This window comes from Stenotrophomonas sp. 71799_Sma, assembly GCF_056482505.1.
This window is the reverse complement of sequence record NZ_CM151202.1, coordinates 3,985,613-4,006,799: the sequence shown is the minus strand read 5'-3', so window position 1 is coordinate 4,006,799 and position 21,187 is coordinate 3,985,613. Positions and strand designations below refer to the sequence as shown.

The window sequence follows — 21,187 nt, the reverse complement described above, 5'->3', positions numbered from 1 at the left end:
TTCACGGGGCAGCGGAGGGGAACAGGGTGCCGTCTTCGGTGCAGATCGCATCCACCAGCACGTCCCACGACGCCACCGGCAAGGACTCGACCTGCTGCACCGCGAATGCAGCGCCGACCAGCCAGGGCGGCGCCGGCCGGTCGTGGCGGAAGGCGAAGCTGCGATCATACCAGCCGCCCCCCATGCCCAGCCGCCGGCACTGTGTGTCGAAACCCACCAGCGGGGTCACTACCAGCGCCATCTGCGCCGGTTCCAGGGTGTCTTCCACCGCCACGTCCGGCTCGGGAATGCCATAGCGGTTGCTGGTCAGCGGCTGCCCGGGGCGCCACGGTGCGAAGCGCAGCACGTCACCCGCCAGTACCGGCAGGCAGTAGGTCAGTGTGTCGGGTAGCTGCAACTGCCAGCGGTGCAGGGCAATTTCGCCATCCAGCGCCCAGTAGCCGGCCACGGCGCCTTCGCGCGGGGCGAACGGCAGGGCCAGCAGGGCATCGGCAAGCGATTCGGCGGCGGCGATGCGCTCAGCGGCGGAAAGGTCGCGGCGGCGTTGCCGCAGGTCGTGGCGCAGGGCCTGGCGCGGGTCGGTCATGGCAGCGTGCGGCAAGGATCAGCCGTCATTGTGCCGGAAAGAACAAGGGCGACGCCCGAAGACGCCGCCCTTGCTGGAATATTGCATTCTCCGCAATGTCGATGCATGCGAAACGACCTTGAACCCGGGGGCTCAAGTGGGAACGCTGGAGAACCATCGGGCTTCCCGCTACAAGGCGGACCTGCACTCCCGGCGCTGTCGCGCTCCCGGTGTCGTTCTTAAGGGACAAGGCGAATGTTTGCACATGCCGTCGAGTACCGCAGAGAACGCGTGGCCATTATAGCCAGCACGCAGGATCTGGATAGGCCGTTCGTCGGCAACAGTCCGTGCCAATTCAGATATGAGAAAAGGGGACGGAGGGGATTAAGACGTTTCCGGCACGGAAGGGGCGAATGCGCCTTGATTCCCTCCGTCCCCTCTTCTACGGGGTGCCGTCGATCGCGCGGTCCAGGCGCCGGTTCAGGTCGGCCAGCGTCTGCTGCAGGGCGACTGCCTGGCGGGCGTTCTCGTCGCGCAGCAGTTGCAGTTCATGGGCCAGGTTCAACGCCGCCAGCACGGCGACGCGGTCGACCGCGGCCATGCGGTTGCTGCCGCGGATTTCGCGCATGCGCGCATCGAGCAGGCGGGCGGCGGCCATCAGGCTATCGCGTTCATCGCCGCCGACACCCACGGTGTATTCACGATCGAGGATGCGGACACTGACCGGTTCGGCGCTCATGTGTGCTGCTCCAGGGATTTGAGCCGGCTGATCATTGCTTCCACCCGCGAGCGTGCCTGCTCGTTCTTGGCCAGCAGCGTGGAACGCTCGGCCACCAGCTGTTCCTGCTGGTGGCGCAGGCTGCGGTTCTCCTCGGCCAGGCGCTGGTTGCGTTCAAGCAACGCTTCCACGCGGGCAGCGAAGTCCTGCAGCAGTTGGGCAAGGGGATCGGCGGGTTCCATACGGGCACGATAGGCAAGCCGGGTAAGGGCGGTCAAGCGTTGTCGCAGCAAGGCCTGACGGTCGCAGAGAGGATGCCGTCGGGTTGCTACACTACGGGGTCTCACGGGCGCGCGCGTGCGCGCCCCGGGTTTCCTTTCCGAACGAGCCGCACGATGACCGAACTTCCCTCCGTCGACGACGTTACCCGCGCCAGCCAGGAATTGGGCCTGGGCGCCACCGCTGCCGAGCTGCACGGCGCACTGTGCGGCTGGCTGGCCGCCGGTGGTGCCCCCGGCAATGATTGGCCGGCGCGTGTGCTGGCCGACGACAACCTGCCGCCGGTGGCCGCCGACAGCGTGCTGGGGCAGCTGCTGCAGGTCACCATCAAGCAACTGGAAGACCGCGATTTCGCCTTCGAACTGCTGCTGACCGATGGCGACGACGTGTCCGCGCAGGCTGATGCCATGTTCAGCTGGACCCGTTCCTTCCTGGGTGGCTTCGGCCTGGGCAGCGGCGGCCGCCGCCCGACCCTGTCCGAAGAGGGCGAAGAAGCGCTGACCGACATGGCCAGCCTGGCGCGTGCCTCCAGCGAGGATTTCGAGGCCGGCGGCGATGACGATGACGAAGCCCTGTCCGAGATCGAGGAATTCATCCGCGTGGCGGTGTTGCTGCTGCACGGTGACGTGGTGCTGGCCTCGCGCCATCGGCAGCGCCTGAACTGATGGACATCAAGCAGCGCACCGGCATCGCGGCCGGCGAATACAAGCGTCGGCGCCGCCAGCTGATGGACATGGCCGGCGAGGATGCGATCCTGGTGCTTCCCGCCGCCGCCGAGAAGGTGCGCAGCCTCGATACCCATTACCCGTTCCGGCAGGATTCGGACTTCCAGTACCTGAGCGGCTTCCCGGAGCCGGAAGCGGTGCTGGTGTTGATCCCGGGCCGCCGCCACGGCGAGGCCATCCTGTTCTGCCGCGAGCGCGATGCCGAGCGCGAGGCCTGGGACGGCAGCCGCGCCGGCCAGGAAGGTGCGGTGGCGCAGTACGGCATGGACGATGCGTACCCGATCGACGATCTGGACGACATCCTGCCGGGCCTGCTGGAAGGGCGTTCGCGCGTCTATTACCACTTCGGTCGCGACGCCGATTTCGACCTGAAGCTGATCGGCTGGGTCAACCGCGTGCGTTCGCAGGTGCGCCACGGCGCGCAGCCGCCGCATGAGTTCCTGGAGCTGGGCCACCTGCTGCATGAGCAGCGCCTGTTCAAGTCCGGCGCCGAAGTGGCGCTGATGCACCACGCCGCGCAGATCAGTGTACGTGCACATCTGGCAGCGATGAAGGCGGCGAAGGCCGGCATCCACGAGTACGAACTGCAGGCGGAGCTGGAACGCGTGTTCCGCGCCAACGACGCGGTGCCGGCCTATTGCAGCATCGTCGGTGCAGGTCGCAACGGCTGCATCCTGCATTACCGCGACAACAACGCACGTTCGCGCGATGGTGAGCTGGTGCTGATCGACGCCGGTGCCGAATACCGCGGCTATGCCAGCGACATCACCCGCACGTTCCCGGTGAACGGCCGCTTCAGCGCCGAGCAGCGCGCGCTGCACGACCTGGTCGGTGACGCGCAGGCCGCGGCACTGGCCCAGGCCAAGCCGGGCGTGGCCTACGAGATGGGTCACCTGGCGGCGGTGCAGACCCTGACCGAAGGCCTGCTGCGGCTGGGCCTGCTGAAGGGCACGCTGGAAAAGAACCTGTCCGAGGGCCTGTACCAGCGTTTCTACCGGCACAAGACCGGGCACTGGATCGGCATGGACGTGCACGACGTGGGTGACTATCGCCTGGCCGGCGATTCGCGGCTGCTGGAGCCGGGCATGGCGTTCACCATCGAGCCGGGGCTGTATATCGGCGTGGACGATACGACGGTGGAACCGCGCTGGCGCGGTATCGGCATCCGTACCGAGGATGACGTGCTGATCACCGATGACGGGCATCGCGTGCTGACCGAAGGCCTGGCGCGCAGCGCCGACGAGATTGAAGCGGTGATGGCGGGGTAAGGGGTTTCGGCAGGGCTTGCAGCCCTGCACCTGCTGCAATCAACGGCAACGTCAAAAGCCGAAGCGGCATTCCGTGGGAGGGCGGGGCACTGTGGGTTTGCGGGGACGCCGCAAGTACGTCCCTGTAGGCTTGGTCGCCGCATCCATGCGGCTCACACCCCGCAAACCCACAGTGCCCCGCCTTTGACAGGTTCAGGCGGCTGTTGGTGTGTGCCGACCGTTGGTCGGCACATCTGTCAGATATCGAATGAATCCTCCACGCATGGCGTGGATCTACTGGCCACTGCGGCCGTTGGAACGCGCGGCTGTTGGTAGGTGTCGACCTTGGTCGACACAGAGCGAGCGCAGCGAGCGACCCGCTTCTGCTTTTCTTTTTTCTTTTCCGTGGTTGAACGCGGCAGGAAACTGTCAGAGGCGGGGCGGGGTGGGTTCACGGCGTCCCCCGCGAACCCACCCCGCCCCGCCAAGCGCGGCTTTTGACTTCTGCGACCAACCACAAGGGGCTCAGCCGTTCGCCGCCGCAAACTCCGGCCGCGTCAGGTTGTCCGCCTCGCCCTCAGTGCAAAGCACTTCGTCTTCGATGCGGATGCCGCCATACGGACGGAAGAAATCCACGCGCTCCCAGTTGATCGCATCGCCATGGCCGGCATCCTTCACTTCATTCAACAGCATGTCGATGAAGTACAGGCCCGGTTCGATGGTCACCACCATGCCCGGTTCCAGCACGCGGGTCAGACGCAGGTACGGGTGGCCCGCCGGGCGCTCGATGCGGCCACCCTCGTCGCTGGCCGCGAAACCGGCCACGTCGTGCACCTGCAGGCCGATCAGGTGACCGATGCCATGCGGGAAGAACACGGCGCTGACGCCGGTTTCCACTGCGGTCTGCGGCGAGACCTTGATCACGCCGAAGTCCTTCAGCACGCCCATCAGCGAAAGATGTGCGTCCACGTGCAGCTGCTTGTAGTCGAAGCCCGGGCGCACCGCTGCGCACATCTGCTGCTGGGCACCGTCGACGGCGGCGATCATCGCGGCGAACTCGTCGTGGCCCTGCGCGGCGTAGGTGCGGGTGATGTCGCTGGCGTAGCCGTGCGCGCTGGCACCAGCATCGATCAGGAAGCTGCGCAGCGGCTGCGGCGCCTTGCGGCCCAGCTCGGTGTAATGCAGCACGGCGGCATGTTCGTTCAACGCCACGATGTTGCCGTAGGGCAGCTCGTTGGCGTCCTGGCCGACGGCCTGGCAGTACGCCATATGGATGCTGAACTCGTCGGCGCCGTTGCGGAACGCGGCTTCGGCGGCACGGTGGCCGCGCACGCCCAGCACCTGCGCCTGGCGCATCAGCGCGATTTCATACGGCGTCTTGCTGCCGCGGTGCCATTCCAGGTAGTTCACCACCGGCGCCGGGTTGTTCGGCACGTAGTTGCCCAGCGTGCTCTGCGGCTCGCCGAGGATCGCGCAGCGCGACGGGTCGGCCGGCAGCAGGGCCAGCGCCTCTTCGGGCTTGCGGATGATGTGGATGTCGAAGTGCTCCACCCACCAGCCACTCGGTGCGTCCGGTACCACGTGCCAGTAATCGAACGGCTGGTGGAAGATCACCGCCGGACGCTTGCCGGGGGTGAACACGATCCAGCTGTTGGGCACGCGGGTCAGCGGCAGCCAGGCCTTGAACTGCGGATTCACCGCATACGGGTAGTCGCGGTCGTCGAACACCTGGTAGTGCAGGGTGCCGCTGGGCACCACCAGGTGATCGAAGCCGCCGCGGGCCAGCGCCTGTTCGGCGCGTCGGCACAGCACGGCCAGGTGGTCGGGATACAGGGCGCCGGGGTCTTGCTGGATCATTGCGGTGGCTCGACACGGAAAACGGCCCTAGATTCTGCCGCATACCGCGAAAAACCGCTGTGCCGGAACCGGCACTCAGACCGTCGAAACCGGTCCCTCGTCGCTGTCCTCGCCCACCCACTGGCGCAGCAGCTGCCGATGTTCGCGTGACAGGGTCAGGAAGCGGAAGCCGGTCCAGCTCTGGCCGGGAACGTGTGCGGGCTCGCTCCACAGCAGGTGCACGCCCACGTCGATGGCCTGCTGGCGGCCATCACCCAGCGGCAACGGGAAGCGCAGCTGGTACAGCGCATCCTCGCGCAGCGGCACGCTGGCCAGCATCAGCATGCCGGTTTCGGAGACATTGCCGAGGCGCCCGACCACGCACTCGCGCATCTGGTCGGTGACCGGCACCAGGTCCGAGACCTGGCGGCGCGGCGCGCGGCGGGTGTCCTGCGGCGGTACGGCTTTCATGCGGGGGTCTCCTGTGCGCGGCCCGTGGCCAGTGCGCGCAGCGCACCAAGGCTGGCTTCCCAGGCACGGTCGACCAGCCGGCCCTTGTCTTCGGTGACCAGTTGCGCGCGCCCGGCACTGATCTGCCGTGCCAGCGTATCCAGGTCGGTATCGGTGATCTTCTGCCCGCGTGGATTGACGAACAGGGCGTGGCCGGTCAGCAGGCTGTACCAGGACAGGCGCTGGCGGCGCAGCGTGCCATCACCGGTATCGATGTCGAACCAGCTGCCGAACGGCAGCGTGGACAGTTGCTGGTAGGCGGCTTCTTCGGCACTGCTGCGGGGCGTTGCAGGCGCCGTGCCGGTGGGCGCGCCGGCGTGTTCGCCCAGGCGCGCACGTGCCTTCAGGCGGGCACTGAGTTCGGTACGCGAGGTGCTTTCATCCTCGCCGCCGGGCGTGGCCAGCCTGCGCGCGACGGCGGCGGCTTCCTCGGCGTGGTAGCCGACCTGCAGCAGTGCGGCCTCCACGTCCGCTGCCAACGCGGTATCGGTGCCGCCGGGGGCGTCGATGGCCTGTGCGGTGATGGCAGCGATGCGCTCGGTCTGTTGCAGGCGTTCCTGCCACTGTGGCGAATCATCGCCATGGCGCAGGCGGGTGAGGGTCAGTGCATCGGCCCAGGCCTGGCGCAACAGGGTCTGCACGAAGCGCGGTGGCGACTGCGTGTCGCAGCACTGGTCGATCTGTGCGGTGGCCTGGCGACGGGCCAGTTCCAATCGTTCCTTGCCGCGCGCGGCTTCCACGTGGCGGCGCTCGGCCAGTTCGGCACGATGGGCCGCCGCGCGCTGGTGCTGCTGCACGTCTTCGTTGGCGGCGGCAAAGGCCTCCGGTGCGCGCGCATCCTGCCCCAGCAGGCCCTGCACGCTCTGCGCCATGCGCTGCAGCAGCTGTGGGTCGACGTCATCGTCGCCCAGCCAGTTGGCGCCGACTTCGGCAATCTGGTTGAGCAGCTCGCGCGCCGGGTGCTCGTCACGTACGAAGAAGCCCGGATCGGCCATTGCCGCACGTGCCAGGGGCACCTGCAGGCGGGCCAGCAGGGCGGCCGGCACCGGATCGGGACGCTGCTGCTGTTGCACCTGCTGCATCAGCATGCGCAGCAGGTCCAGGTTGTCCCGATCGTGACTGCCCAGCTGGGCCTGCGCACCATGCTCGCTGCGCAGCTGCGCGACCACGGCGGCCTGCAGGTCGGCCACGCCGGTTGCCGCGCTGGACTGAGCCTGCAGACGCGCGAGTACCGCGTCGACTGCCGCACTGGGCACTGCGCCGCTGTCCGCCGGGGCAGGGCTGGCGTGCCGGGCCTGCTGCAGCAGCTCATGCAAAGCACTGCCGGTGGATGTGGTCACGCCCGGCGTGGCGGGGCCGGCTGCACCACCCTCGTGGAAGGCGTCCTGTACCAGGCTGGACCAGGAGCCGGCCGGTGCCGAACCGTTCCAGCCGGTCAGTGGGGCCGCGCTGCGCTTGGCCGGCTGCGTGGTGCGGCCGCCACCCACCGACTGGGTGATGATCCGCCGCGTGCTCGACGAGCGTGCCAGGTAGGGGGTGTAGACCAGCCCCGGCAGTACGCCGGACTGGGCCAACAGGGCATTGGCACGGTCAAGGATATCGCCCAGCCGTTCCAGCACCTGCCGTTCGAAACTGCGATACAGCGCCAGCTGTACCTCGACGCTCAGCGCGTCCTGTTCGGCAATCCGGCGCACCATCGCGCACAGTGCCTGCGGCGCCAGCGGCAGGGTGTCGGCCTCGAAGGCCGGCGCCGCCGCCAGTACCCCCAGGCGTTGGCCGAGCAGGTTCAGTGTGTTGGTTGAACGCAGGGTTTCGCGCCGCACCATCTCGGTCAGCAGCAGGTCGCGATCCACTTCGTGCTCATCAACCAGCGACAGCCCGAGCATGCCCGGCAGCGCTGGCGGCGTAGCACTGGTGCTGACACCGTTGGCCGGTTCGCGCAACCGTGCGAGGGCGTCGGCAACGGCATCGAGCATGCGGTCGGCGAAGTGGCCAGCGAAGGCGTGCAGCTGTCCACGCTGGGCCATCAGTTCGGCCTGCTGCTGCGGATTGCGTGCGCGATCGGCGTCGTGCAGCAGGGTCTGCTCCAGCGCTTCGACAGTCAGGATCAGGGGCGCGGCCAGCGTCTGCCGGCACAGGCCGATCAGCGCGCCCAGCAGCTCACGTACCCGCGGTGGCAGGTCGCTGGCGGCCAGGCGGTTCTTGTCGGCAGGAGTGATGGAAAAGACAGCTGACATCGGCAGGCGGTATCCGGATTCCCGCGGATCGATCTGGTGAATCTACCGTGTCGGCCGCTGTCGGCGCTACTTTAGGGCGAATGTGCATCCCGGTCGCCAGGCATGGCCCGACCGATGAACGGTAGTGCCGGCCGCTGGCCGGCAATCCGCGCCGATCGAGCTGCCGGCCAGCGGCCGGCACTACCCGCTACTGCAAGACGCTCACTCCTCCAGGAACAGGCTCACCACATCGTTGGTGAAGCGGCGGCCCAGTTCGGTCGGCTGCACATGGCCATCGGTCACGTCCAGCCAGCCGTGCTGCACGGCCTCGGCCAACGGTGCATCCAGCACGCTGCGCGACAGCCCGGTACGCGACTCGAAATCGCGCAGGCCGAAGCCTTCGTGCAGGCGCAGCAGATTCAGCATGTACTCGAAGGGCAGGCGCTCAGGAGCGATTACATCGTCACCCCCGAACGAGGCCGGGGTGCCCGCGCTGTCCAGATAAGCCTGCGGATGCTTCAGCTTCCAGCGTCGCAGCACGTGTTCCTCTGCACCGGAGCTGATCTTGCCGTGCGCGCCGGCACCGATGCCCAGGTAATCGCCGAAGCGCCAGTAGTTCAGGTTGTGCGCGCTCTGCCGGCCAGGGCGTGCGTAGGCGCTCACCTCGTACTGGCCGAAGCCTGCCTGCGCCAGCAGGGCCTGGCAGTGTTCCTGCATGTCCCAGGCGTTGTCTTCATCGGGAATGCCCTGCGGCGGCCGCGCGAAGAACACCGTGTTCGGTTCCAGGGTCAGCTGGTAGTGCGAGATATGCGCCGGCTGCAGCGCGAACGCACGTTCCAGATCGGCCTCGGCACCGGCCAGGGTCTGTTCCGGCAGCGCGTACATCAGGTCGATGTTGAAGTTGTCGTAGCCCGCGTCCTGCGCCATCTTCACCGCGCGCTCGGCTTCGCCACTGTCGTGGATGCGGCCCAGGCGCTTGAGCATGGCGTCGTCGAAACTCTGGATGCCGAAGCTGAGGCGGTTCACGCCGGCTGCGCGGTAGCGGTCGAAACGGCCATGCTCGGCCGTGCCCGGGTTGGTTTCCAGGGTGATTTCGGCGTTGGGCGCGAAGCGCAGGCGCGCGCTGGCCTGCTGCAGGAAGCGGTCGATCGCTTCCGGCGGGAACAGGCTGGGCGTGCCGCCACCGAAGAACACGCTGTGCACCACCCGGCCCCAGACCAGCGGCAGGTCCTGGTCCAGGTCGCGCAGCAGCGCATCGATGTAGGCATCGAACGGCAGTTCGCCCTTGGCCTGGTGCGAATTGAAATCGCAGTACGGGCACTTGCGCACGCACCACGGCAGGTGCACGTACAGCGACAGCGGTGGCGGTACCAGCCGCGGCGAGGTGTCGTGGTCAGCGGAGCAGGCTTCGCCGGGCAGGTGGTTGCAGTGGTCGTGGGCGTGCGGCATGGGCTTCATCGGTAGTGCCGGCCGCTGGCCAGCTTCCCTGGTTCGATCGGGTGGCGTCAGTACAGCGTCGCCAGCTGCTGCTTGAGCTGTTGCAGGGCAATGGCACGGTGGCTGATGGCGTTTTTCAGGGCCGGCTCCATCTCCGCGGCGGTCAGGCCGTGGGTGGTGTCAAGGAACACCGGGTTGTAGCCGAATCCATTCGTGCCGCGCAGTTCACGGATGATCTGGCCCTCCCAGCGACCTTCGCAGATCAGCGGCTGCGGATCGGTGGCGTGGCGCAGCAGCACGATCACCGCATAGAAGCGGGCGCCGCGCTGGCCATCGGGAACGTCGGCCATCGCCTCCAGCAGCTTGGCGTTGTTGGCCGCGGCATTGGTCGGGTGGCCGGCATAGCGCGCGCTGTACAGGCCCGGTGCACCGCCGAGGGCATCGACGATCAGGCCCGAATCATCGGCCAGCGCCGGCAGGCCGGTCGCTTCGCAGGCCGCGCGCGCCTTCAGCAGCGCGTTCTCGACGAAGGTCAGGCCGGTCTCTTCCACGTCGCCCAGGCCCAGCTCGGCGGCCGAGGTGATCTGCAGCGGCAGGTCGGCGAGGATCTCCTGCATCTCCACCAGCTTGCCGGCGTTGTGGCTGGCCAGTACCAGTTTCTTCATTGACGGGGCTCCAGCAGGTCCCAGGTGTTGCCATACAGATCGCTGAATACCGCGACCGTTGCATAGGGTTCTTCGCGCGGCGCTTCCAGGAACTCGACCCCGGCGGCCAGCATCGCCGTGTGGTCGCGGTGGAAGTCGTCGGTGTTGAGGAAGAAGGCGACGCGGCCACCGGTCTGGTTGCCGATGCGGCTGCGCTGTTCCTCGTCGCTGGCGCGGGCCAGCAGCAGGGCGGCAGCGCTGCCGTCGGTCGGCCCCACCACCACCCAGCGCTTGTGGCCCTGGTCGATGTCCTCCAGCAGTGCGAAGCCGAGCTTGCCGGTGTACCAGGCAATGGCTTCGTCATAGTCGGCCACCACCAGGGTGGTCAGGGCGATGCGCCGGTTCATGCCGACAGCGCCGCCTGCTGTGCGTCCAGCAGCTCGCGCACGCCCTTCTCGGCCAGGCCCAGCAGCGCGTCCAGTTCATCGCGGCGGAAGGCATGGCCTTCGGCGGTGCCCTGCAGCTCGATGAAGCCACCGCCGTCGTTCATCACCACGTTCATGTCGGTGTCGCAGTCGCTGTCTTCGGCGTAGTCCAGGTCCAGCACCGGGGTGCCGCGGTAGACGCCCACCGACACCGCTGCCACTGCACCCAGGATCGGGTTGCGCTTGATGTCGCCGCGCTTCATCAGCACATTCACCGCATCGACCAGGGCCACGTAGGCGCCGGTGATGGCGGCGGTGCGGGTGCCGCCGTCGGCCTGCAGCACGTCGCAGTCGAGGGTGATGGTGCGCTCGCCCAGCGCGTTGCGGTCCACGCACGCGCGCAGGCTGCGGCCGATCAGGCGCTGGATCTCCAGGGTGCGGCCGCCCTGCTTGCCACGGGCGGCTTCGCGGTCGCTGCGGGTGTGGGTGGCGCGCGGCAGCATGCCGTACTCGGCGGTCACCCAGCCTTCGCCCTTGCCGCGCAGGAAGCCCGGCACGCGGTTCTCGACGCTGGCGGTGCACAGCACACGGGTTTCACCGAAGCACACCAGCACCGAACCTTCGGCGTGGCGGGTGAAGCCGCGTTGGATGACGACCGGGCGGAGCTGGTCGGGCTGGCGGCCGCTGGGGCGGGAATCGGACATGGTGCGGGTTCCGTAATGGCAAGGGAGTACGCCGCCACGCCCGCGGCCTTCACGGGGCGGGCAAGGGGGCTCTGGTGAGGGCGCTAGGGTACCATTCCCCCTTTGCACGCACCGGACACAATCCATGATTCGAAGCATGACCGCCTACGCCGGCGGCGAGCGGGTCACCCCGTGGGGCACGCTGGGCTGCGAGCTGCGCTCGGTCAACCACCGCTTCCTGGAGGTCGGCACCCGCCTGCCCGAGGAACTGCGGGCGCTCGAGCCGCAGTTGCGCGAGCGTATCGCCGCGCGCCTGAGCCGCGGCAAGCTGGATCTGGTGATGCGCCTGCGCGCGCCGGAAGTGGCCGCCAACCTGCAGGTGGACGAGGCCCTGCTGGGCCAGCTGGGCCGCCTGGCGCACCGCCTGACCTCCGATTTCCCCAATCTGCAGGTCAGCTTCACCGATCTGCTGCAGCTGCCGGGCGTCACCCGTGGCGAGGCCACCGATGCCGCCGCCCTGCAGGTCGAGGCACTGGCCCTGCTGGACCAGGTGCTGGATGGCTTCGTCGAGGCCCGTGAGCGCGAAGGCGGCAAGTTGTCCGCGGCCATCAGCGAGCGCGTGGACGGCATCGAACGCATCGCTACCGAAGTGCGCACCTTGATTCCGGCCATTCGCGACGGCCAGCGCGCCAAGCTGGCCGCCCGCCTGGCTGACCTGCCGCACCCGGCCGACCCCGGCCGCGCCGAGCAGGAGCTGGTGCTGTGGCTGCAGAAGCTGGACGTGGATGAAGAGCTGGACCGCCTCGGCAGCCACATCGTCGAGATCCGCCGCGTGCTCAAGCAGCGCGAGCCGGTCGGTCGCCGCCTGGACTTCCTGCTGCAGGAGTTCAACCGCGAAGCCAACACGCTTGGGTCGAAGTCGGTGGACAGCCGTACGTCCAATGCGGCAGTGGAACTGAAGGTTCTGATCGACCAGATCCGCGAGCAGGTGCAGAACATCGAGTGATAGGGCGTGGCCGGGCGTGCCGTCAGGTCATCGAAGATGCGTGCCCTGGCGGTTGGGACGAGCGTGTGATGGGTGATCATTGATCCGCCTGGGTACGCATTTGGGGGATATTCAACGTCTCCACTTCGATGCACGGGCTGCGCCTACCTCCCTAGCGCTGCAGCAGTTCGGTGTATTGCTTGTAGCTGAACTGCTGGTTCCGTTTCTGATTCCCGGTACCGACAAGGACGTCAACGCTTTGCAGGACTTTGACAGCCGCGCTGGCGGTGGGAAATGTCACCCCCAGCCTTTCAGCTGCAAATGTAATGGTGAAGCGCGGCATCGTAGGCAGCATTTCGAACAAGCGGATCGCCTGCACCGTGCCGTCTTTCGCAGCCATGACCTTTCTCCGGTCGGCTGCGATGAGTGAGGCGATGTCGATGATGTTTCTTTGGGCGTTCTCGGCGGCTTCGGTCGTGCAGTCGAGGAAGAAGCGGATCCAACTCTCCCAGTCGCCATCGGCGCGGATGGCCGACAGAAGCCGGTAGTACTCGTCTTGATGTTTCTTGAGTTCGCCAGAGACATAGAGCAGTGGCTCCGGCAGCAGCTTCCAGTCTTCCAGCAATGCTGCAATCAGCAAGCGGCCTATGCGCCCATTGCCATCAAGGAACGGGTGGATCGTTTCGAACTGTGCATGGATCAAGGCAATGCGGACCAGAGGAGGAAGGTCTGTCGTAGGCTCGTGGATATAGCGCTCCATCTCACCCAGCAACCGTCCGACTTCCATGTGAGGAGGGGGGACGTAAAGAGCATTGCCTGGCCGGGTACCTGCGATCCAGTTCTGGGAGCGGCGCACTTCACCAGGTAACTTCTGCTCGCCGCGCGCACTGTTCAAAAGGATGCTATGTGCTTCGCACAACAGGCGCGTTGAGATCGGCAGGCCCCAATCGTGTTTCAGCTGGTCTCGCACATACGCGAACGCTTGCAGGTAATTCGTCACGTCGCTGACGTCCGTGGTACTGGCCACGTCGATTCCGGATTCTTGATCCAGCAGATCCGTCAGTGTCGCCTGAGTGCCCTCCATCTGGGAGGTCAACAAGGCCTCCTTGCGGATGGAGCTGTAGATCAGCCATTCAGCAGAAGCGACCAAACCTGACATGGCGGAGAGCCGTCCCAGCGCCGCCTCGGCTGCCGCATTGGCCATGTAGCAAGCAGGATCAAGGGGCGGCATCGTGGGCGGCAATGGATGGGGCACGAAGGCCTTGACAAGCTCGCCGCCCGAATCGGTGGTGGTGTAAGTGCCGGTGGTCCTGGGCATTTGCGCTCCTGGCGAGGCGTTGTTAAAGGGATCTTTAAGAATCCCGGCCGCTATTAAAGCATGCTTTAATAGTGCTGAGGTTGCTCCCAGTGGCACGTTATCCGAGCAAACCGATGAAGTGGTGCCGCCGCCATGGCTGCGGATCTCAACGACGGGGGATGCGCGCCCGAGGCAAGAACATCTCAAACCACCCTGACGCCCGGCACTCCCTCGCTCAAGCGCCCCACCACGGCCGCCTGGCCGAACCCCGCATCGTTGAAGCAGGCCAGCACCGCATCCAACGCTTCCGGCGCACAGGACACCAGCAGGCCGCCGCTGGTCTGCGGGTCGGTCAGCAGTGACTGCCAGTGGGCGGCCAAGCCCTCGGCGAAGCGCACCTCGGCGCCATACGAGGCCCAGTTGCGGTTGGAGGCGCCGGTTACGCAGCCACGTTGCAGCAGGTCCAGGGTCTGCGGCAGCAGCGGCACCTGTGCACTGTCCACCTCGGCGGCCACGCCACTGGCGCGGCACACTTCCAGCAGGTGGCCGAGCAGGCCGAAGCCGGTGACGTCGGTCATCGCGTGCACGCCGTCCAGGGCGGCCAGCGGCACGCCCACGGTGTTCAGGCGGGTGGTCGACGCGATCATCTGCCGGTAGCCGTCGGCATCCAGCACTTCCTTCTTCAGCGCCGACGAATACACGCCCACGCCCAACGGCTTGCCCAGCACCAGCACGTCGCCGGCGCGGGCATCGGCATTGCGCTTGAGTCGTTGCGGGTCGAGCACGCCGATCGCAGCCAGGCCGTAGATGGGTTCCACCGAATCGATGCTGTGGCCACCAGCGACCACGATGCCAGCATCGGCGCAGGCGCGTTCGCCACCCTGCAGGATGCCGCGGATCGTGTCCTGCGGCAGCGTATTGATCGGCATGCCGACGATGGCCAGTGCGAACAACGGCCGGGCGCCCATCGCGTACAGGTCCGACAGCGCGTTGGTGGCGGCGATGCGGCCGAAGTCGAACGGGTCGTCGACGATGGGCATGAAGAAATCAGTGGTGGCGACGATTGCCTGGCGATCATCGAGGCGGTACACCGCAGCGTCGTCGCTGGTCTCGCGCCCGACGAGAAGCTCAGCCGGAGCGGGAAGCGCTGGAACGCCACGCAGCAGTTCGCTCAGCACGCCCGGCGCGATCTTGCAGCCGCAGCCGCCGCCATGCGCGAGAGAGGTCAGTCGTTGCGGGGCATCGGCCGTTGAAGGGGCGGGGGACTGCGCGTGCGTGGCCATGCCGACATCTCCTGCGGGAACGCGAATGGCGGAAGGCAGCAGGAGTCGAACCTACCAGGGAACGATCGACGCCCCCTACTGGGTTTGAAGCCCAGCCGCATGCCCGGATGCGCATGCCTTCCGAAAGTACGGCGGTACCGGTGGGCTCAGTCGCGGGCTGCGTTCCACTGCAGGTCGCCGCGCGGCCGATGCTGGTCACCGACGCGTCGAGTGTAGCCAACGCGATTGAAGAACTCCAAGATCTGGATGCTGCGTTTGCGGCCCAGGCCGATGGCATCGCGGAACGTGGCCGCATCCACCTTGCCGCTGGCCTGTGACAGCTGCGCGACGATCGCGGCGAGTTCCGCAATGCACGCGGGTGCATAGAACAGGTCCGGCACCACCTGGAACAGCTCGCCACGTGCGGTGGCGCGGCGCAGGACGGCGCGGACTTCGTCTTCGGCCAGGCCGATCTCGGCAGCAAGGGTGCGCACCCACGGCGGATCGAAGCGACCGGCGTGCAGTTGCGGCAGCACGCGTTCCAGCAGCAGACGCTCGCGTTCCGGTGGCGCATGGTCATGCCCGGGCAGGCGCCACCAGGCACCCACGCGTTGCGCGCTGCCGTCGTCCAGCAGGTCCTGCAGCAGCGCATTCCAGAGGCTCGCTGCAAGCGCGGGCAGGGTGCTTCGCTGCAGGCGGCCGCTGTCGACACCGGGTTCGTCCGGGCGTCGCTCATGCCATCCACGCAGTGAGGCGATCACCTGCTCGCGCAATGCCTGCCAGTGCGACACAAGGATGACTACCGTGTCTTCGCGGGTGACGATGCGTCGCGTGTCTGCAGGAAGATCGATCCGGTCGGCGGCGCGCCGGCAGTAGCGCTGCAGCGCGGCCATGGCAACGCCGAAGGGCGCCTGCTGCAGCAGTGGGCCGATTCCCGCACCCGCGGCCAGTTGCTCCAGTGCTCCCAGCCATGCGAGCCGTGCAGGACTGCGCCGGCGCCGCTGTGGCGGGTCCGGATCGAGCACAAGGCCGCCACCCAGCGTGTGGGTGGCCGCTGAATCGCGGGCGATGAAGCGATCGCCACACATCGCGCAGACCTCTGCATCGAACACCAGCTGCACCAACTGACCATCGCCGTGGTCGTGGTCTTCCAACAGCACTACATGGGCCTGCCGGTGCATCGTGCCCCAGTGGATGTGCAGCGGTGACCAGTCGCGCAACGGTGCGGCCAACGCGGACAGCCGCAGTCGCACATCAACGCGGGTAGTGGCCAGCAGTGCGCGTGGATCGGCAACCCAGTCGCCACGATGAATCTCGTCACGGGCGATAGCGGCCAGGTTCAGCGCGCAGCGTTGCCCAGCCATCGCGTGCTCGCTGGCCTGGTTCTGCGCATGGATGCTGCGCACGCGCACGTCGGTGGCGGCTGGCATCAGCTGCAGATGCTCACCCACCGCGGCGATGCCGCCATGTACCGCGCCGGTCACCAGCGTGCCGTGGCCGGCCAGCGAGAGCACGCGGTCCACCGGCATGCGGAACAGTTCGCTGCGCAGTTCGGCCTGGCGTGTGCTGGCATCGTCCGCCGCCCATGCGTGCAGCTGGGTACGCAGTGCGCTGATGCCGGCATCGTCGGGTGCGGTGCTGTTGCAGGCGAACAGAGGAGAATCCTGCAGCGGTGTCGCGGCCAGCAGCGCGGCAATCTCGATCTCGACCCGTGCGAGGCGCGCCGCATCCACACGGTCGATCTTGGTCAGCGCCACCGCACCACGATCCACGCCCAGCAGCTGCAGGATGGCCAGATGCTCGCGGGTCTGTGGCATCACGCCGTCGTCGGCAGCGATCACCAGCAGGGCGACATCGATACCCGTGGCGCCGGCCACCATCGTATGCACGAAGCGCTCATGGCCTGGCACGTCGACGAAGCCCAGCGTCGCGGCGGGGCCTTCGACGTCCCTGCTTTCCACCGGGACATAGGCGTAGCCCAGTTCGATCGATATACCGCGCGTTCGCTCTTCCTGCAGGCGATCGGTTTCGATGCCGGTCAGTGCGCGTACCAGGCTGGTTTTGCCATGGTCGATATGCCCGGCGGTGCCGACGATCATGCCTGCAGCGTGCTCCACTGGGCGAGGAAGTCGGCTTCGTCGGCCGGTTCCAGGCAGCGCAGGTCCAGCCACAGCGCGTCATCGGCAATGCGGCCCAGCATGGGTCGCGGCAGCTGACGCAAGCGTTTGGCCAGGCGATCCAGTCCGCCACGGCGCGCGCTGGTAATGCGCAGTCCGGCGCTGGCCAGCTGCGCCTGTGGCTGGGCGCCGCTGCCGATCTGGCTCTGCATTGGTGACCGTTCAAGATCGTAGTCGGCCGCGAGCACGGAACGCATCGGCTGCAGCAGGCGCTGGGCCTGCACATCGATGTCCTCCTGCGTGCGTGACAGGGTGCGCAGGGTCGGCAGTCGCTGTGCCAGCAGCTCCGGCTCGCGGTACAGGGCCAGCACCGCTTCCAGTGCGGCCAGGCCCATCTTGTCCATGCGCAGTGCCCGCTTCAGCGGGTTGCGGTTGATCCGCGCGATCAGGTCGGCGCGGCCGGCGATGATGCCGGCCTGCGGACCACCCAGCAGCTTGTCGCCGCTGAACGAAACCAGGTCGGCGCCGGCCGCCAGCGTTTCCTGCACGGTGGGCTCGTGCGGCAGGCCGAAGACCGCCAGATCGCACAGGCTGCCGCTACCCAGGTCCACCACCAGCGGCAGGCCGTGCTCGTGCGCGATCGCGGCCATCGCCGCGGTGTCGACCTTGGCGGTGAAGCCGGTGATCGCGTAGTTGCTGGCGTGCACCTCCATCAGCAGCGCGGTGCGCGTGCCGATGGCATTGGCGAAGTCAGCCGGATGGGTACGGTTGGTGGTGCCGACTTCCAGCAGCCGCGCACCGGCACTGCGCATCACGTCGGGAATGCGGAAGGCGCCACCGATCTCCACCAGCTCGCCGCGTGACACCACCACGTCGCGGCGGTTGGCCAGGCTGTTGAGCAGCAGCAGGACCGCCGCGGCATTGTTGTTGACCACAGTGGCGGCTTCAGCGCCGGTCAGTTCGCAGATCAATGCCTGCACCCGTGCATCGCGGTCGCCGCGACGGCCGCGGCTGATGTCGAATTCAAGATCCACCGGCGCGGTCATCGCGCGGGTGACCGCGTGCACGGCGGCATCCGGCAGCAAGGCGCGGCCGAGATTGGTGTGCAGCACGGTGCCGGTCAGATTGAACATCGGCTGCAGATCCTGCCGTGCGTCAGCGGCCAGTGCGGCCTCGACTGCTGCCACCAGCGCCGGGCCGTCAACCGCTTCCTGCAGCTGCGTGGCCGAGAGCTGGCCGGCGCTGATACGGTCGCGCAGCACCTGCAGGTGCGAACGCAGCAGCTGGGTGATACGGCTGCGGCCGTGGCCCTCGATCAGTGCTGCCAGGGCAGGCAGACGCAGCAACCGGTCCAGCGAGGGCAGGGCGGAAATCGATGCCGGGGTGGGGGGCGCGGCTGTCATCGCCTCACTCGCCGTCGGATTGCCACAGCAGCGGATTCTGGCTGGCACGCGCATAGCCCTCCTCTGCCAGCAGCAGATCCAGCGCCAGCGTGCCGAGGTCATCGGCCACCGGCTCCAGCGACGGGTCTTTCTCCAGATACAGGATCTTGCGGTAGCTGTGGCAGTGGTCGCAGGTCTCGGCACGGACCGCGCTCTCGCGCACCGCCTCGCCGCTGTCGCCGTCCACATCGGCCAGGGCGCGATAGGCGATGTCCTTGCCGGCCGCACCACACTGGCTGCACTGCACGCGTACGTAGTGCCACTGGCAGGCACACAGCGAGCACGACAGGTAGCGGTAGGAGGCATAGGGCGGCCGCGCCTGCACCACGCTGACCACCGGCAGGGTGCCGCACAGCGGGCACAGCCCCGGTGCATCGGCCAGCGGCTTCAGCTCGGTGGGGCGGAAGCTGTCCGCCAGCACCGCCCAGTAGACCTGCAGCGCGTTCATCACCAGCAGCGCAGCCACCGCATCCACCGACGGCGCGTCATCACGCTCCAGCACCGCATGCGCCTGCGCATCCAGCCACCCGTCATCGGCAGCAGCAACGCGCTGCAGTTCCTGGCGGGTTTCCGCCGGCAGGCCGGCTTCTTCAGCGCAGTGTTGGCATAGCGTGCGCAGCCAGCCGCGCCAACAGCCATCCAGCTGAAGTGTGTTGGTCGGCCGCAACGGCATCCCGGCGCCGGCCGCCGCATTCGACTGCTGTGCACGCGCCTGTGCCTGAAGTTCCTCGCGTTGCTGCGGTGTCAGATCCTCCAGCAGCGCCTGCTGCGCATCGGCCAACGCCGCCAGCAGCTGCAGGTAACCACCGATGGCACTGTGTGCAGCCAGACTGCGCAGGCGGTCCGCACGTCCGGCAAACAGCGACGCGGTATCGGGCAGGATGATGCGCGGAACATCGCGCGAGGCCAGCGTCTCGATCTCACCGGGTTCAAGGATGCGTTGCGCCATGCAGGGCCAGCCAGAAGAACCAGGCTCCATCCTCGCCGTTGTCGACGCTGGCGTCCAGCGTGTTCCAGGCAAAGCAGTCGAGCAAAGCAGTCGAGCATGGCTCGACTCTACAAAAAAGCCGGTTTCGATCATTGCCGTGTTCATCGTGTCGACCAAGGTCGACACCCACCAAAAGCACCGGGGACCTGTCGAGGGGGACCGGACCCACCGCGCCATCCCTCAGGAAACCCGCTCTTGACGTTGATGTTGACGTTGATCCAGCGGGTGCAGGGCCGCAGGCCCTGCCGCTACCCCTCTTCCCGCCGTCCGCGCAGGATGTCCCGGAACCACTGCCGGTGATGCTTGTACGCCCACCCGTAGGTCACCTTGCCCTGGGTCATCGCCCGCACCGAGCCCTTGATCCAGATCGCTGCATAGATGTGCACCACGATCGCGCAGACCAGCACCCAGCCGAACAGCGCATGGGCGAGCACCGAGAAGCGGATCACCCCGATCGGGAAGAAGTGGCTGAAGTACTGCCGCCAGATCACGAAGCCGGTCAGCAGCAGCGCCGACAGGCAACCGATGATCGCCCAGAACAGCAGCTTCTGGCCGGCATTGAAGCGACCCACCGGTGGCAGCTTCTCGTCCTCGTTGCGCAGTACATCGCGCATGCCGCGCATCCACTTGCCATCGTCGGCGGTCGGCAGATTGTCGCGCCACATGCGGAACGCCAGCAGCGCAAAGCCGACGACCATGGCCAGGCCGATGAACGGGTGCAGGATGCGCGTCCATGGCCCACCGCCAAACAACTGGGTCAGCGGGAACAGGGCAGGGTGGAACAACGCCAGCCCGGACAGCGCGGTCAACACGAAGCAGATCGCCACAATCCAGTGATTGATGCGGGTCGGCGCGCGGTAGCGGATGATCTGCCGCGGGTGCGGGGCGTACTTCATGGCCGCTGCTCCTCTTCGATCTTCTTCGCCTCGTGCTCGGCTTCCTCTTCTTCCTCGTCATTGACCGTGTTGCGGCCGATGCCGATGTAATGCAGGAAGCCGGCGAAGGCGGTAGCGGCAATCGCCAGCACGCCCAGCGGCTTGGCCACGCCCTTCCAGACTTCCACCATCGGGCTGATGCGCGGGTCCTTCGGTAGGTCGGCATACAGTTCCGGCTTGTCCACATGCTGCAGCACGTACATCACGTGGGTGCCGCCCACGCCCTGCGGGTCGTACAGGCCGGCGTTCTCGTAGCCGCGCGATTTCAGGTCTTCCACGCGTCCCGCCGCGTGCTCGGTCATCGCCTGCTTGCTGCCGAAGGTGATCGCACCGGTCGGGCAGGTCTTCACGCAGGCCGGTTCCTGGCCCACCGCCACCCGGTCCGAACACAGCGTGCACTTGTAGGCCTTGTGGTCCTTCTTGGAAATGCGCGGTACGTCGAACGGGCAACCGGTCACGCAGTAGCCGCAGCCGATGCAGTTCTCTTCCTGGAAGTCGACGATACCGTTGGCGTACTGGATGATCGCGCCCGGCGACGGGCAGGCCTTCAGGCAGCCCGGATCGCTGCAGTGCATGCAGCCCTCCTTGCGGATCAGCCACTCCAGCTTGCCTTTCTCGTCCTCGTACTCGCGGAACTTCATCACCGTCCACGACTGTTCGCTCAGGTCGGGCGGGTTGTCATAGCTGCCGACGCAGCTGCCGACCTCGTCGCGAAGGTCGTTCCACTCCATGCAGGCGACCTGGCAGGCCTTGCAGCCGATGCACTTGCTCACATCGATCAGCTTGGCGACCTGGCCGGTGTGCGCGCCACGCGCCTCCGGCGAGGGCGTAGTGGTGGCCGAGCGGCGGATGATGTCCAGGGATTGCAGTGACATG

General features: G+C 67.2%; 21 protein-coding genes, 1 tRNA gene and 1 other RNA gene. 4 read left to right on the top strand and 19 right to left on the bottom strand.

All coding sequences use genetic code 11. The annotated features are described in order from the left end of the window. Nucleotide 1 precedes the first annotated feature (1 nt). The 4 genes from ACZK4Z_RS18545 to ACZK4Z_RS18530 form a co-directional block, all read right to left on the bottom strand. Nucleotides 2-586, bottom strand: coding sequence for a 5-formyltetrahydrofolate cyclo-ligase (locus ACZK4Z_RS18545; protein WP_478450982.1), 585 nt, complete (start codon nucleotides 584-586; stop codon nucleotides 2-4). An 83-nt stretch (nucleotides 587-669) separates the two neighbouring features. Continuing rightward, nucleotides 670-855: non-coding RNA, 6S RNA (gene ssrS / locus ACZK4Z_RS18540), on the bottom strand. Nucleotides 856-1,007: 152 nt separating this feature from the next. Beyond that, complete coding sequence (locus tag ACZK4Z_RS18535) at nucleotides 1,008-1,304, bottom strand: cell division protein ZapA (protein WP_005410899.1); 297 nt, start codon at nucleotides 1,302-1,304, stop codon at nucleotides 1,008-1,010. Continuing rightward, the gene (locus ACZK4Z_RS18530) at nucleotides 1,301-1,525 is read right to left on the bottom strand and encodes a TIGR02449 family protein (RefSeq protein WP_478450981.1); all 225 of its coding nucleotides are present in this window, start codon (nucleotides 1,523-1,525) and stop codon (nucleotides 1,301-1,303) included. Before ACZK4Z_RS18530 ends, ACZK4Z_RS18535 begins: the two co-directional genes overlap by 4 nt. A gap of 153 nt (nucleotides 1,526-1,678) precedes the next feature. Between ACZK4Z_RS18530 and ACZK4Z_RS18525 the strand changes: the two genes are divergently transcribed. After that, on the top strand, nucleotides 1,679-2,227 hold the full coding sequence (locus ACZK4Z_RS18525; protein WP_032128368.1) for a YecA/YgfB family protein: 549 nt from the start codon (nucleotides 1,679-1,681) through the stop codon (nucleotides 2,225-2,227). Between the two features lie 5 nt (nucleotides 2,228-2,232). Continuing rightward, nucleotides 2,233-3,555, top strand: a complete 1,323-nt coding sequence (locus ACZK4Z_RS18520) for an aminopeptidase P N-terminal domain-containing protein (RefSeq protein ID WP_100437673.1) — start codon at nucleotides 2,233-2,235, stop codon at nucleotides 3,553-3,555. A 504-nt stretch (nucleotides 3,556-4,059) separates the two neighbouring features. Here the strand turns inward: ACZK4Z_RS18520 and pepQ are convergent. The 7 genes from pepQ to rph form a co-directional block, all read right to left on the bottom strand. Then, nucleotides 4,060-5,391, bottom strand: coding sequence for a Xaa-Pro dipeptidase (pepQ, locus tag ACZK4Z_RS18515; protein WP_125894955.1), 1,332 nt, complete (start codon nucleotides 5,389-5,391; stop codon nucleotides 4,060-4,062). Between the two features lie 75 nt (nucleotides 5,392-5,466). Further along, the gene (locus tag ACZK4Z_RS18510) at nucleotides 5,467-5,841 is read right to left on the bottom strand and encodes a PilZ domain-containing protein (RefSeq protein ID WP_180838787.1); all 375 of its coding nucleotides are present in this window, start codon (nucleotides 5,839-5,841) and stop codon (nucleotides 5,467-5,469) included. Continuing rightward, nucleotides 5,838-8,117, bottom strand: coding sequence for a DUF1631 family protein (locus tag ACZK4Z_RS18505; RefSeq protein ID WP_125894953.1), 2,280 nt, complete (start codon nucleotides 8,115-8,117; stop codon nucleotides 5,838-5,840). Before ACZK4Z_RS18505 ends, ACZK4Z_RS18510 begins: the two co-directional genes overlap by 4 nt. A 201-nt stretch (nucleotides 8,118-8,318) precedes the next feature. After that, on the bottom strand, nucleotides 8,319-9,545 hold the full coding sequence (hemW, locus tag ACZK4Z_RS18500; protein ID WP_253145461.1) for a radical SAM family heme chaperone HemW: 1,227 nt from the start codon (nucleotides 9,543-9,545) through the stop codon (nucleotides 8,319-8,321). Between the two features lie 56 nt (nucleotides 9,546-9,601). Next, nucleotides 9,602-10,198: an RdgB/HAM1 family non-canonical purine NTP pyrophosphatase gene (rdgB, locus tag ACZK4Z_RS18495; RefSeq protein ID WP_014038346.1), complete on the bottom strand. Its 597-nt coding sequence runs from the start codon at nucleotides 10,196-10,198 to the stop codon at nucleotides 9,602-9,604. Beyond that, the gene (locus ACZK4Z_RS18490) at nucleotides 10,195-10,584 is read right to left on the bottom strand and encodes a VOC family protein (protein WP_125894072.1); all 390 of its coding nucleotides are present in this window, start codon (nucleotides 10,582-10,584) and stop codon (nucleotides 10,195-10,197) included. The genes rdgB and ACZK4Z_RS18490 overlap by 4 nt, the downstream gene beginning before the upstream one ends. Continuing rightward, complete coding sequence (gene rph, locus ACZK4Z_RS18485) at nucleotides 10,581-11,306, bottom strand: ribonuclease PH (RefSeq protein ID WP_012512000.1); 726 nt, start codon at nucleotides 11,304-11,306, stop codon at nucleotides 10,581-10,583. The genes ACZK4Z_RS18490 and rph overlap by 4 nt, the downstream gene beginning before the upstream one ends. A 124-nt stretch (nucleotides 11,307-11,430) precedes the next feature. On the opposite strand from rph, the gene ACZK4Z_RS18480 reads away from it, so the two are divergent. Further along, entirely contained in the window at nucleotides 11,431-12,291 is an 861-nt protein-coding gene (locus tag ACZK4Z_RS18480) for a YicC/YloC family endoribonuclease (RefSeq protein WP_125894074.1), read from the top strand. Between the two features lie 151 nt (nucleotides 12,292-12,442). Here the strand turns inward: ACZK4Z_RS18480 and ACZK4Z_RS18475 are convergent, their stop codons facing one another. From ACZK4Z_RS18475 to fdhE, 6 genes are all read right to left on the bottom strand, one after another. Next, complete coding sequence (locus tag ACZK4Z_RS18475) at nucleotides 12,443-13,588, bottom strand: Fic family protein (RefSeq protein WP_071228189.1); 1,146 nt, start codon at nucleotides 13,586-13,588, stop codon at nucleotides 12,443-12,445. 182 nt (nucleotides 13,589-13,770) lie between these two features. After that, entirely contained in the window at nucleotides 13,771-14,850 is a 1,080-nt protein-coding gene (gene selD / locus ACZK4Z_RS18470) for a selenide, water dikinase SelD (RefSeq protein WP_125894078.1), read from the bottom strand. Nucleotides 14,851-14,876: 26 nt separating this feature from the next. After that, nucleotides 14,877-14,972, bottom strand: a tRNA-Sec gene (locus ACZK4Z_RS18465). A 24-nt stretch (nucleotides 14,973-14,996) separates the two neighbouring features. Further along, nucleotides 14,997-16,928 carry a selenocysteine-specific translation elongation factor gene (gene selB, locus ACZK4Z_RS18460; protein WP_125894080.1) on the bottom strand — a complete coding sequence of 644 codons (1,932 nt, stop codon included), beginning with the start codon at nucleotides 16,926-16,928 and terminating at the stop codon, nucleotides 14,997-14,999. Then, complete coding sequence (selA, locus tag ACZK4Z_RS18455) at nucleotides 16,925-18,349, bottom strand: L-seryl-tRNA(Sec) selenium transferase (RefSeq protein WP_125894082.1); 1,425 nt, start codon at nucleotides 18,347-18,349, stop codon at nucleotides 16,925-16,927. The genes selB and selA overlap by 4 nt, the downstream gene beginning before the upstream one ends. 4 nt (nucleotides 18,350-18,353) lie before the next feature. Next, the gene (fdhE, locus tag ACZK4Z_RS18450) at nucleotides 18,354-19,337 is read right to left on the bottom strand and encodes a formate dehydrogenase accessory protein FdhE (RefSeq protein WP_125894084.1); all 984 of its coding nucleotides are present in this window, start codon (nucleotides 19,335-19,337) and stop codon (nucleotides 18,354-18,356) included. Between fdhE and ACZK4Z_RS18445 the strand changes: the two genes are divergently transcribed. After that, nucleotides 19,336-19,575 (top strand): hypothetical protein, encoded by a 240-nt coding sequence (locus ACZK4Z_RS18445; RefSeq protein ID WP_185749956.1) that lies wholly within the window; start codon nucleotides 19,336-19,338, stop codon nucleotides 19,573-19,575. The genes fdhE and ACZK4Z_RS18445 overlap by 2 nt on opposite strands. Nucleotides 19,576-19,624: 49 nt before the next feature. Here ACZK4Z_RS18445 and ACZK4Z_RS18440 read toward each other — a convergent pair whose 3' ends face one another. Further along, nucleotides 19,625-20,272 carry a formate dehydrogenase subunit gamma gene (locus tag ACZK4Z_RS18440; protein WP_032127833.1) on the bottom strand — a complete coding sequence of 216 codons (648 nt, stop codon included), beginning with the start codon at nucleotides 20,270-20,272 and terminating at the stop codon, nucleotides 19,625-19,627. Next, nucleotides 20,269-21,186, bottom strand: coding sequence for a formate dehydrogenase subunit beta (fdxH, locus tag ACZK4Z_RS18435; RefSeq protein WP_012481154.1), 918 nt, complete (start codon nucleotides 21,184-21,186; stop codon nucleotides 20,269-20,271). Before fdxH ends, ACZK4Z_RS18440 begins: the two co-directional genes overlap by 4 nt. Between the last annotated feature and the right edge of the window lies 1 nt (nucleotide 21,187).

Excerpts from the sequence above, each read along its gene's own strand:
- ACZK4Z_RS18545 (WP_478450982.1), bottom strand. The coding sequence starts at position 586 with ATGACCGACCCGCGCCAGGCCCTGCGCCACGACCTGCGGCAACGCCGC.
- ACZK4Z_RS18535 (WP_005410899.1), bottom strand. The coding sequence starts at position 1,304 with ATGAGCGCCGAACCGGTCAGTGTCCGCATCCTCGATCGTGAATACACC.
- ACZK4Z_RS18530 (WP_478450981.1), bottom strand. The coding sequence starts at position 1,525 with ATGGAACCCGCCGATCCCCTTGCCCAACTGCTGCAGGACTTCGCTGCC.
- ACZK4Z_RS18525 (WP_032128368.1), top strand. The coding sequence starts at position 1,679 with ATGACCGAACTTCCCTCCGTCGACGACGTTACCCGCGCCAGCCAGGAA.
- pepQ (WP_125894955.1), bottom strand. The coding sequence starts at position 5,391 with ATGATCCAGCAAGACCCCGGCGCCCTGTATCCCGACCACCTGGCCGTG.
- ACZK4Z_RS18510 (WP_180838787.1), bottom strand. The coding sequence starts at position 5,841 with ATGAAAGCCGTACCGCCGCAGGACACCCGCCGCGCGCCGCGCCGCCAG.
- ACZK4Z_RS18505 (WP_125894953.1), bottom strand. The coding sequence starts at position 8,117 with ATGTCAGCTGTCTTTTCCATCACTCCTGCCGACAAGAACCGCCTGGCC.
- hemW (WP_253145461.1), bottom strand. The coding sequence starts at position 9,545 with ATGCCGCACGCCCACGACCACTGCAACCACCTGCCCGGCGAAGCCTGC.
- rdgB (WP_014038346.1), bottom strand. The coding sequence starts at position 10,198 with ATGAAGAAACTGGTACTGGCCAGCCACAACGCCGGCAAGCTGGTGGAG.
- ACZK4Z_RS18490 (WP_125894072.1), bottom strand. The coding sequence starts at position 10,584 with ATGAACCGGCGCATCGCCCTGACCACCCTGGTGGTGGCCGACTATGAC.
- rph (WP_012512000.1), bottom strand. The coding sequence starts at position 11,306 with ATGTCCGATTCCCGCCCCAGCGGCCGCCAGCCCGACCAGCTCCGCCCG.
- ACZK4Z_RS18480 (WP_125894074.1), top strand. The coding sequence starts at position 11,431 with ATGATTCGAAGCATGACCGCCTACGCCGGCGGCGAGCGGGTCACCCCG.
- ACZK4Z_RS18475 (WP_071228189.1), bottom strand. The coding sequence starts at position 13,588 with ATGCCCAGGACCACCGGCACTTACACCACCACCGATTCGGGCGGCGAG.
- selD (WP_125894078.1), bottom strand. The coding sequence starts at position 14,850 with ATGGCCACGCACGCGCAGTCCCCCGCCCCTTCAACGGCCGATGCCCCG.
- selB (WP_125894080.1), bottom strand. The coding sequence starts at position 16,928 with ATGATCGTCGGCACCGCCGGGCATATCGACCATGGCAAAACCAGCCTG.
- selA (WP_125894082.1), bottom strand. The coding sequence starts at position 18,349 with ATGACAGCCGCGCCCCCCACCCCGGCATCGATTTCCGCCCTGCCCTCG.
- ACZK4Z_RS18445 (WP_185749956.1), top strand. The coding sequence starts at position 19,336 with ATGCAGGGCCAGCCAGAAGAACCAGGCTCCATCCTCGCCGTTGTCGAC.
- fdhE (WP_125894084.1), bottom strand. The coding sequence starts at position 19,337 with ATGGCGCAACGCATCCTTGAACCCGGTGAGATCGAGACGCTGGCCTCG.
- ACZK4Z_RS18440 (WP_032127833.1), bottom strand. The coding sequence starts at position 20,272 with ATGAAGTACGCCCCGCACCCGCGGCAGATCATCCGCTACCGCGCGCCG.
- fdxH (WP_012481154.1), bottom strand. The coding sequence starts at position 21,186 with ATGTCACTGCAATCCCTGGACATCATCCGCCGCTCGGCCACCACTACG.